The organism is Mesorhizobium sp. LSHC412B00 (assembly GCF_000503035.1).
Taxonomy (GTDB): domain Bacteria; phylum Pseudomonadota; class Alphaproteobacteria; order Rhizobiales; family Rhizobiaceae; genus Mesorhizobium.
Genome location: NZ_AYWB01000020.1, coordinates 71,514 through 80,215 on the forward strand (window position 1 = coordinate 71,514; position 8,702 = coordinate 80,215).

General features: G+C 64.5%; 8 protein-coding genes. 4 read left to right on the forward strand and 4 right to left on the reverse strand.

Annotated elements, in window-relative coordinates:
• Positions 1-8 precede the first annotated feature (8 nt).
• Positions 9-695, forward strand: a complete 687-nt coding sequence (locus X757_RS139515; protein WP_023727582.1) for a glutathione S-transferase family protein — start codon at positions 9-11, stop codon at positions 693-695.
• 65 nt (positions 696-760) lie between these two features.
• Here X757_RS139515 and X757_RS139510 read toward each other — a convergent pair whose 3' ends face one another.
• The 4 genes from X757_RS139510 to X757_RS139495 all read right to left on the reverse strand — a co-directional run bounded on the left by X757_RS139510 (position 761) and on the right by X757_RS139495 (position 4,211).
• Positions 761-1,753: a transporter gene (locus tag X757_RS139510; protein WP_023727583.1), complete on the reverse strand. Its 993-nt coding sequence runs from the start codon at positions 1,751-1,753 to the stop codon at positions 761-763.
• 158 nt (positions 1,754-1,911) lie between these two features.
• Entirely contained in the window at positions 1,912-3,216 is a 1,305-nt protein-coding gene (locus tag X757_RS139505) for a sulfotransferase family protein (protein ID WP_023727584.1), read from the reverse strand.
• Between the two features lie 121 nt (positions 3,217-3,337).
• Positions 3,338-3,565, reverse strand: coding sequence for a hypothetical protein (locus X757_RS1000000168205; protein WP_023673581.1), 228 nt, complete (start codon positions 3,563-3,565; stop codon positions 3,338-3,340).
• A gap of 34 nt (positions 3,566-3,599) precedes the next feature.
• On the reverse strand, positions 3,600-4,211 hold the full coding sequence (locus X757_RS139495; protein ID WP_023673582.1) for a TIGR00730 family Rossman fold protein: 612 nt from the start codon (positions 4,209-4,211) through the stop codon (positions 3,600-3,602).
• Between the two features lie 125 nt (positions 4,212-4,336).
• Between X757_RS139495 and X757_RS139490 the strand changes: the two genes are divergently transcribed.
• From X757_RS139490 to X757_RS139480, 3 genes are all read left to right on the forward strand, one after another.
• On the forward strand, positions 4,337-6,022 hold the full coding sequence (locus X757_RS139490; protein ID WP_023727586.1) for a LysM peptidoglycan-binding domain-containing protein: 1,686 nt from the start codon (positions 4,337-4,339) through the stop codon (positions 6,020-6,022).
• Positions 6,023-6,250: 228 nt separating this feature from the next.
• On the forward strand, positions 6,251-6,586 hold the full coding sequence (locus X757_RS139485; protein WP_023727587.1) for a helix-turn-helix transcriptional regulator: 336 nt from the start codon (positions 6,251-6,253) through the stop codon (positions 6,584-6,586).
• 23 nt (positions 6,587-6,609) lie between these two features.
• Entirely contained in the window at positions 6,610-8,490 is a 1,881-nt protein-coding gene (locus tag X757_RS139480) for an ABC transporter ATP-binding protein/permease (protein WP_023727588.1), read from the forward strand.
• Positions 8,491-8,702: the final 212 nt, after the last annotated feature.

The following is an 8,702-nucleotide window of genomic DNA, read 5'->3' on the forward strand; positions in this document are numbered from 1 at the left end:
GCCTTTCGATGTACGTGCTGCATATCGCCAACAAGAACTATTCGTCATGGTCGCTGCGGCCATGGGTGCTGATGCGCACCCTCGACATTCCGTTCGAGGAGCAATTGACGCCGTTTCCGACCGGGCCTAGTTTCGATCTCTACCGGGCGTTCTCGCCCAGCGGGCGCGTGCCTTGCCTGGTGGATGACGGCTGGGCTGTCTGGGATTCGCTGGCTATTGCCGAGTATCTCGCCGAGCGCCACCATGGTGTGTGGCCTGCCGAGGCCAAGGCGCGAGCCTGGGCGCGCTCGGCCGCCGCCGAAATGCATTCTGGTTTCACGGCCTTGCGCGGCGCATGCCCGATGAATTGCGGCTTGCGGGTGAAACCGTTGCCGATGTCGGACGCGCTGAAGCAGGATCTGTTCCGTTTGGGCGATCTCTGGAACGATGGCCTTGCCCTGTTCGGCGGGCCGTTCCTTGCCGGCGGCCATTTTACCGCCGTCGACGCCTTCTTTGCTCCGGCGGCGTTCCGTGTGCTATCCTATGGGCTGTCTTTCGAAGGGGCAGCTGCAGCCTATCCCCCGCAATTGCTTGGCCTGCCGGCCATGCAGGAATGGTATGCGGCGGGTCTCGCCGAGACCTGGCGGGAGCCGGACCATGAGGCGGAGGTCGCTGCCGCCGGCACCATCGTCGAGGATCTTCGCGCTACGGCGTGATGGGCATTCCAGGAAAGCGCGTCGCGTTCCCTTGGGAATTGCGTGAAAACAAAGGGATCGGGGCGTTACGTCCGCCCGAGCCGCCTTACGAACATGTAGGTCGCCGCGGCGATCACGATCGAAACCGCCGAGACCACCCAGAAGCCCATCGGCGTATTGACCATGGGCAGGCCACCGACATTCATGCCGAACAGGCCTGATATGATGGTCATCGGCAACAGCACCGCCGTCATCACTGACAGCACATAGAGCAGCTGGTTGGACTGCATTGTCAGCTTGGCCATCAACTCGTCCTGCAGCAACCTTGCGCGTGCCTGCAACTGCTCGCCGTCGTGATAGAGCGTGTGTGCCCGGTGCGAGAGCCTTGTCGCCATGTCATTGATCCGATCGGGCAGCTCATTGCGATGCGAATGGTCGAGATGGCGAAAAAGGTTTGTGAGCGTCGCCATCTGTCGGTGGATGACCACCAGTTGACGGCGCGCCTCGACCAGCGACTGCCGCTCGCCGTGCCAGGCATCGCGCACGATACGGTCCTCGATGCCGTCCAGCGTATCGCCAAGACCGTGGAGCTCGGCCGCCATGCCGTCGAGCGACTGGCCCATGACCGCTTCGACCAGGTCGGCGGGGGAGCGGAATTTGCGCGAGCCGCTCTCCACCGCCCTGCGGATGAGATCGACCGATTCCAGTGGCTGCTTGCGCGCGCCGATCAGCGTGTTATCGTTGAGCGCAAAACGGAAATGGCCGAGCCCGCGCGCTTCCGCCGAATAGTCGTGGCGCAGATCCGGCAGGTCGCCATAAAGCCAGGCATCCTCGAGATCGATGTGGCAACCCTGGCTGGCGCCGAGGAAAGCTTCGCGCACCGGCCCGGGCAGAGCCTGCTCGGCGGCGATCTCATGACGGGCGCGCAGGTCGGACAGCTGGTAGCTGCGCCATGTCCATGCAACCTCGGCCGCGTCCTTGGTGCGCAGGCCCTCGGCGGTGAAATGGTAGATGAAGAACAGCCCGTGCTCGTCGGGCAGGTAAGGCGACAGGCCTTCCGCGTTGAGAGCAATGTTCACGGCTCGCCTCGCCAAGAAATTTCGACCAGGTTCAGATTTCGACTATGCCGACGCGCGGATGCCGACCCGTCCTTCGTAACACGAGGGAGGCGGGTTCCGTGTGACGGTTTCTTGACAGGCGATCACAGTTTGTCGAGCAGCGTTTAGAGTGTTTGCTGCTATCGCCGACGAATGGAGCTCACCCATCGCAACGGTCCGGTCAATCGCCAGCTGCGTGACGCAAGCGCCGCATCGCGCTCCGCCACCAGGTCGTCTCGGATCCTGGCCAGCGCGCTACGCTCGGCTACGAGGCCGTCTTGGGCCAGGGCGAGCGCGTCACGCTCCGCCATGAAGCTGTCTCGGGCTTGGATGAGGTCCTGCTGGGCGTGAGCAAGCGCATCACGCTCCGCCATGAAGCTGTCTCGGGCTTGGATGAGGTCCTGCTGGGCGTGAGCGAGCGCGTCACGCTCCGCCATGAAGCTGTCTCGGTCTCGGATGAGGGCCTGTTGGGCGTCAGCGAGGGCGTCACGCTCGACGATGCCCTTTCCCAGTTCGCCGTGTAGCCGTTTAGCGGCCAGGTTCCCTGCGGCAACGGCCTTGCCAACCACATCGCAGCTCTCATCGAACGTCGCCCGCACCCTGTCGAGCTGGTCGCGCAAGTCCTGGCTGTCGCCTTCAGACGCCATACTGCGCAAAATGGCATAGGCACTGCGGACTAACGGCGTGGCATCCGGATGGTTTTGCAGATCAGCGACCGAGGCCCGCTGATGATGCAGATCCTTGTCCAGGAACTCGGCGATTGCGGCGTCGGCGTGATCGGACGTGACAGGCCAGACGATTCCGGTCCCCCTGGCCGCGCGGTCCATCTGATGTCGCCAGTCGCTCAACAGGTCTTCGTGGCGCAGGATACAGCGCGGCATGTGTCGCGAATGATGCTCCGCTTCGAGCACGTGCCTGAGCCACAGCATGAACGCTGTCGGTAGTGCCATTTGATCCCGTTCCTGCAGCGAACAGGCGACTTCAAGCGGGTTGCGAACAGGCAGAAATGCGATCGGGTCAATCCTGAGATCGGCCAGGATCGAGGCTATGAAGGGAAGGAACCGGCAGATCCGCGGATCCTTGACGAAAAACAGGGGGGCATCGCCGAACTCGCTGGCAATGATCGCCGTCATCATGGGCCGAAATCGCTCGGCTGCCGGCGACTGCAGCCACTGCCGATCTAGCGGCAGCCAATCTTGCCAGGAGGAGGCGGCCGCCGTGAGCAGGTGGTCGTCGGCGATGGTGAGTGGGGTACTTTCCCAATGTCCCTTGGGATTGTGGAGGCTCCCGGGCAGCAGATGTTTCGGCGGCGTGGCTCCATGCGCGGCGACGAGGGCGCCGAGCGCCGAGGTGCCGCTGCGGTGCATTCCGAGGACCAGGATCGCCGTCCTTGGTTCCGACGCGATCTCGCCCTTCGCGGCCGTCAATCGCTCGCGCGGATTCATCTCCCCTTTGTCTCGCTCTCCAAATTTCCGTTCCCGCCCAATGTTCTCCGATAACCAACTGCGAAGCGGGCTGCAAATGGAAATCGTCGCCAACGTGCTTACATTGCGCACAAGACGGAGCTCAAGAAAAGCTGGACAGATCGAAGTCAGCTGCCCCAACGCTACAGATCCTTGCCAAGCAGATGCAGTCGATCAGTGGCTTCGCATTGGACTTCTGCTTCTGGGCCAGGCTGGCCTTGTTGCTGTCGCCGATCCAGGTGTTGCCCAGTGTTTCGTAGCCGGCAGCCTTGAGCGCCAGCACGACGCGGCGCAGTTGGTGCGCCAGGCCGACGACACCAACCGGGCTCAATTCCTGGCCGCCTGCGCCAAGGCCGGCTTCGTCCTCACATCTTGTCAATTACAGACTGCACGCCTTCCGTCGGCGCATCGACCGACGACCCCGCCACCATGATGGCGGCGACGATGGCCTCGGGGTCTTCGACCACCAGCGGCTTGACCCGTTGCGCGGTGTGGATGAAGCCTTCGCTGGCCATATGGTCGAGCAGCGCCAGCATCGGATCCCAGAATCCTTGAACGTTGGCGAAGACGATCGGCTTGCGGTGATGGCCGAGCTGGCCCCAGGTCATGATCTCGACGATTTCCTCGACCGTGCCGATGCCGCCGGGCAGCGCCACAAAGGCGTCGGATTTCTCGAACATCTTGTGCTTGCGCTCGTGCATGTTGTCGGTGATCAGCAACTCGTCGAGCCGGTCAAGCGCGGTTTCGGTCGCCTCCTTGTTGATGAGGAAGCGCGGAATGATGCCCGTTACCTTGCCGCCGGCCTTGAGCGCGCCTTCGGCGACTGCGCCCATAATGCCTTTGGTGCCGCCGCCATAGACCAGCCGCAGGCCGGCTTTGGCGAGCGAGCGGCCAAGCAGGTGCCCGGCCTTGGCATAGATTTCATCGCGGCCCGGAGACGAGCCGCAATAGACGCAGACGGATCGAATCGTGTTCATTCGTGATTGGTGATTGGGTCTGAATGCGGGGTCAAGCCCCAAGGGCTGACAAGCCCGGGCTTTTTCTTGTCGGTGCCGGCAAAACACGCTAGACCGGCTTCAGGTGGCTAAGGGGTAGGGGAAATATGGCTGTTAATCCATTGAAGGCGTTTCTGTTCGCGGCCGGTGGGACCGTCGCGGTCGTCGGAACCGCCTATGTATCGGGCGCACTCGACCCGTATCTGAATCCCACGCCGCCTGCGGCGATTGCATCGCTGACGCCGCTGGCTGAAAAGCTGGCCGATCCGGGGACCGAGGGAAGGCTGCCGCCGGCGCCCGCCGCGCCCACCGATGCCAAGGCTCCCGTAGCACCCGCGCCTGCCGACGCAACGGCTCCCGCGACCGAAGCTGCGGCTCCGGCGGCACCTGCCGCGCCCGCTGCTGCCCCAACAACCCCAGCGCCGGCCGCGGCCGGCCCGGTTGCGCCGAGCTTCGACGTCGTGCGCGTCGAAAGCAACGGCTCGATCGTCGTTGCCGGCAATGCTGCGCCCAATTCGAAGATCGAGATCCTCAACGGCTCCTCGGTGCTTGGCTCGACTGTCGCCGGTCCGGACGGCGCCTTCGTCATCGTTCTCGACGATCCGCTGAAGCCCGGCGACTATACGATTGCGTTGCGCGCGACGGCCGGCGATGTGGTTACCCCTTCCGTGCAGACCGCCGTCGTTTCGGTTCCCAAGGACGCCGCCGGCCAGGTGCTGGCGATGGTCGAGGAACCCGGCAAGCCGGCCGAGCTGCTTAGCGTCCCGGCGCCTGAGACCAAGCCCGCGGCACCGGCCGCCGGCGATCAGGCCGCTGCCCCAGCCGCTGAGGCGCCTGCTACGGCTGCGCCTGCCGTGGCCGCTGAAACAGCACCTGCTGCTCCGGCTGTGGAAGCCGCAACTGCCCCTGCAGCGCCAGCAGTACCTGCAGCGCCGCCGGCGGCAGGCGTGGCTGCACCCAAGATCGTCGTCGAGGCGGTCGAGATCGACGGCAACAAGATCTTCGTCGCCGGTCTGGCTGACGCCGGCCGCAAGGTGCGCGCCTATGCCAACGATATCCTGCTTGGTGATGCGGTGACCTCGCCCGACGGTCATTTCCTGGTCGAGGCGACGCGCGACATCCCGGTCGGCAGCTACACCATCCATGTCGACGGTCTCGACGCCGACGGCGTGAAGGTCGTGGCCCGCGCCGCCGTGCCGTTCGAGCGCGAACCCGGCGAAGCGATCGCCGCCGTGGCGCCCGCGGAGGCCAAGCCCACCGAGACCAAGCCCGCCGAAGCAAAGCCTGCTGAGCCGGCCGCACCGGCTGCTGCCGAAGCACCGGCCGCTCCGAAGCCTGCGGCGCCAGCCACTATCGCGGCTGCCCCTCCGAAGCCCGCACCAGCTGCTGCCGCATCCGCACCAGCCGCACCGGCGGCTGAAGCGCCGGCTCCGGCTGCCCCGGCGGTTGCCGGGGCACCTGCGGCACCGGCAGCGCCTGCCGCTGAGGTTCCAGCCGTCGTCGCGGCGGCAACGCCCGATGTGCCAGAGACGGTGGCGCCAAAGCTTGAACATGCCGACGGCGCGGTGATCATCCGCAGGCACGACACGCTGTGGCGGATCTCACGGCGCGTCTACGGTCACGGCGTGCGCTTCTCGACCATCTATCTCGCCAACCAGGACCAGATCAGCGATCCCGACCGCATCTGGCCGGGGCAGGTGTTCAAGGTTCCGGAAAAGTCCAAGGAAGGCGAAGCCGCCGACCTCAAGGCGATGGGCGAGCAGGTGACAACGGCGCCGGTGAAGACGCAGTAGCGGCCGAGCGCTTGATCTCCCCCCTTGAGGGGGAGATGGCCGGCAGGCCAGAGGGGTCGCCGCGCATAGAACGCCGACCTTCTCTTTGATGCAAACGACGTTGCGTCAGGACGTACCGACCCCCTCTGTCGCCTTCGGCGACATCTCCCCTCGAGGGGGGAGATTAGGTCGCTCTACCCATCGGGTTAGCTTGCCACGCACCCGTTCATCGTCTATCGCCGATGAACGATGGCAGACTCGCTCGCTGAACCAGACCACGCAAACTGCGCACCGCCCCAAGGCCGCGCCGTTGCCGCTCGCTTCGCCGCACTCTCGCACCCGGCGCGCATCGAGATCCTTAGACATCTCTCGGCCAGCAATTCCTGCTGCTGCCGCGAGGTGGTCGATCATCTCGATCTGGCGCAGTCCACCGTGTCCCAGCATCTGAAGATCCTGGTCGAAGCCGGGCTGGTCCGCTTCGAGCCCGACCGCCAGCGCTCGCGCTATCAACTCGACCGCGCCGCGCTCGCCGACGTTTCCGCATCGCTGACCGCACTCGTCAATTCCTGCTGCTCCGGCCGCTGATCTCTCACCAAAAGGCAAGAAAAGTGGCAGAAAAAACCGTTTCCGATAGCTCGACCTTCGGCACCTTGCGCAATCTGTGGCCCTATATGTGGCCGGCCGACCGCCCCGATCTCAGGGCACGCGTCACCTGGGCGACGCTGCTTCTGGTCGTTGCCAAGCTGACGCTGGTTGCCGGGCCCTATTTCTTCAAATGGGCGACGGATGCCCTGGCCGGCGACGCCAAATCGCCGCCGCCGCTGCCATCTTTCCTGCTGGCGCCGGTGATGCTGGTCGTCGCCTACAATGTCGTGCGGCTGGTGCAGCTTGGCTTCAACCAGCTGCGCGACGCGCTGTTTGCCCGCGTTGGCCAATATGCGGTGCGCCAGCTCGCGTTCCGCACCTTCGTTCACATGCACCAGCTGTCGCTGCGCTTTCACCTCGAGCGCCGCACCGGCGGCCTGTCGCGCATCATAGAGCGCGGCACCAAGGGCATCGAGACGATCGTGCGCTTCATCATGCTGAACACGGCGCCGACCATCCTCGAATTCGCGCTGACCACCGGCATCTTCGCCTACACCTATGGCTGGAAATATGTGGTCGTGGTGGCGGCCACGGTGTGGCTCTACGTCTGGTTCACGGTTCGCGCCAGCGACTGGCGCATTTCGATCCGCCGCGACATGAACGACAGCGACACCGACGCCAACACCAAGGCGATCGACTCGCTGCTCAACTACGAGACCGTCAAATACTTCAACAACGAGGGTATGGAGGCTGAGCGCTTCGACCGTTCGATGGCGCGCTATGAAATGGCGGCGACCAGAATATGGACCTCGCTCGGTTGGCTGAATTTCGGCCAGGGCATCATCTTCGGTCTCGGCACCGTCATCGTCATGTGCATGTCGGCGCTGGAGGTGCAGGCCGGCACGCAGACGGTCGGCGATTTCGTCTTCATCAACGCCATGCTGATGCAGCTTTCGGTGCCGCTCAATTTCATCGGCTTCATCTACCGCGAAATCCGCCAGGGGCTGACCGACATCGAGCAGATGTTCGACCTGCTCGATGTGCCGCAGGAAATCACCGACAAGCCGGATGCCAAGCCGCTCGCTGTTACAGCCGGCAAGGTCGAGTTCCGCGACGTGCACTTCGCCTACGACCCCAGCCGCAAGATTCTGAAGGGCGTCTCCTTCGAGGTTCCGGCCGGCAAGACGGTGGCCATCGTGGGCCCGTCCGGCGCCGGCAAGTCGACGATTTCGCGGCTCTTGTTCCGCTTCTACGACGTCCAGGGCGGTCAGGTGCTGATCGACGGCCAGGATGTCCGTGATGTGACGCAGGCGAGCCTGCGCGGCGCCATCGGCATGGTGCCGCAGGACACCGTGCTGTTCAACGACACCATCGCCTACAACATCCGTTACGGCCGCATCGGCGCCAGCGAGGAAGACATGCAGAAAGCCGCCGAGCTTGCCCAGATCGGCCCGTTCATCGAACGACTGCCCGAAGGCTACCGCTCGATGGTCGGCGAGCGCGGGCTAAAACTGTCGGGCGGCGAAAAGCAGCGCGTGGCGATTGCCCGCACGATTTTGAAGGCGCCGCCGATCCTGATGCTCGACGAGGCGACCTCGGCGCTGGACAGCCACACCGAACAGGAAATCCAGGCCGCCCTCGACCTGGTCAGCAAGGGCCGCACCACCATCGTCATTGCGCATAGGTTGTCGACGGTGATCACCGCCGACGAGATCATCGTGCTCAAGGACGGCGAGATCGCCGAGCGCGGCACCCATGCCGAGCTGATGCAAAAGCATGGCCTCTACGCGTCGATGTGGGACCGCCAGCGCGAAGCGACAGAAGCCGAAGAGAGGCTTCGAGTTGCACGCGAGAGCGATGAGCTGGGTGTGGTTGTGCGCAGGCGGACTTCGGAGGTGAGCTAGGCGGCGGAGCGCCGATCTCCCCCCTTGAGGGGGAGATGTCGCCGAAGGCGACAGAGGGGGTCGCCGCGCGTGGAGCGCTAACCTTCATCGGTCGCAAGGGGGGCGCATCCAGTCGAACCGACCCCCTCTGGCCTGCCTGTCCAGCCGATAGATGGGTAACACTTTGAACCGGATACATAGGTGACACTTCTCTCCCCCTATGCGTCCGCCGC

Excerpts from the sequence above, each read along its gene's own strand:
- X757_RS139515 (WP_023727582.1), top strand. The coding sequence starts at position 9 with ATGTACGTGCTGCATATCGCCAACAAGAACTATTCGTCATGGTCGCTG.
- X757_RS139505 (WP_023727584.1), bottom strand. The coding sequence starts at position 3,216 with ATGAATCCGCGCGAGCGATTGACGGCCGCGAAGGGCGAGATCGCGTCG.
- X757_RS139495 (WP_023673582.1), bottom strand. The coding sequence starts at position 4,211 with ATGAACACGATTCGATCCGTCTGCGTCTATTGCGGCTCGTCTCCGGGC.
- X757_RS139490 (WP_023727586.1), top strand. The coding sequence starts at position 4,337 with ATGGCTGTTAATCCATTGAAGGCGTTTCTGTTCGCGGCCGGTGGGACC.
- X757_RS139485 (WP_023727587.1), top strand. The coding sequence starts at position 6,251 with ATGGCAGACTCGCTCGCTGAACCAGACCACGCAAACTGCGCACCGCCC.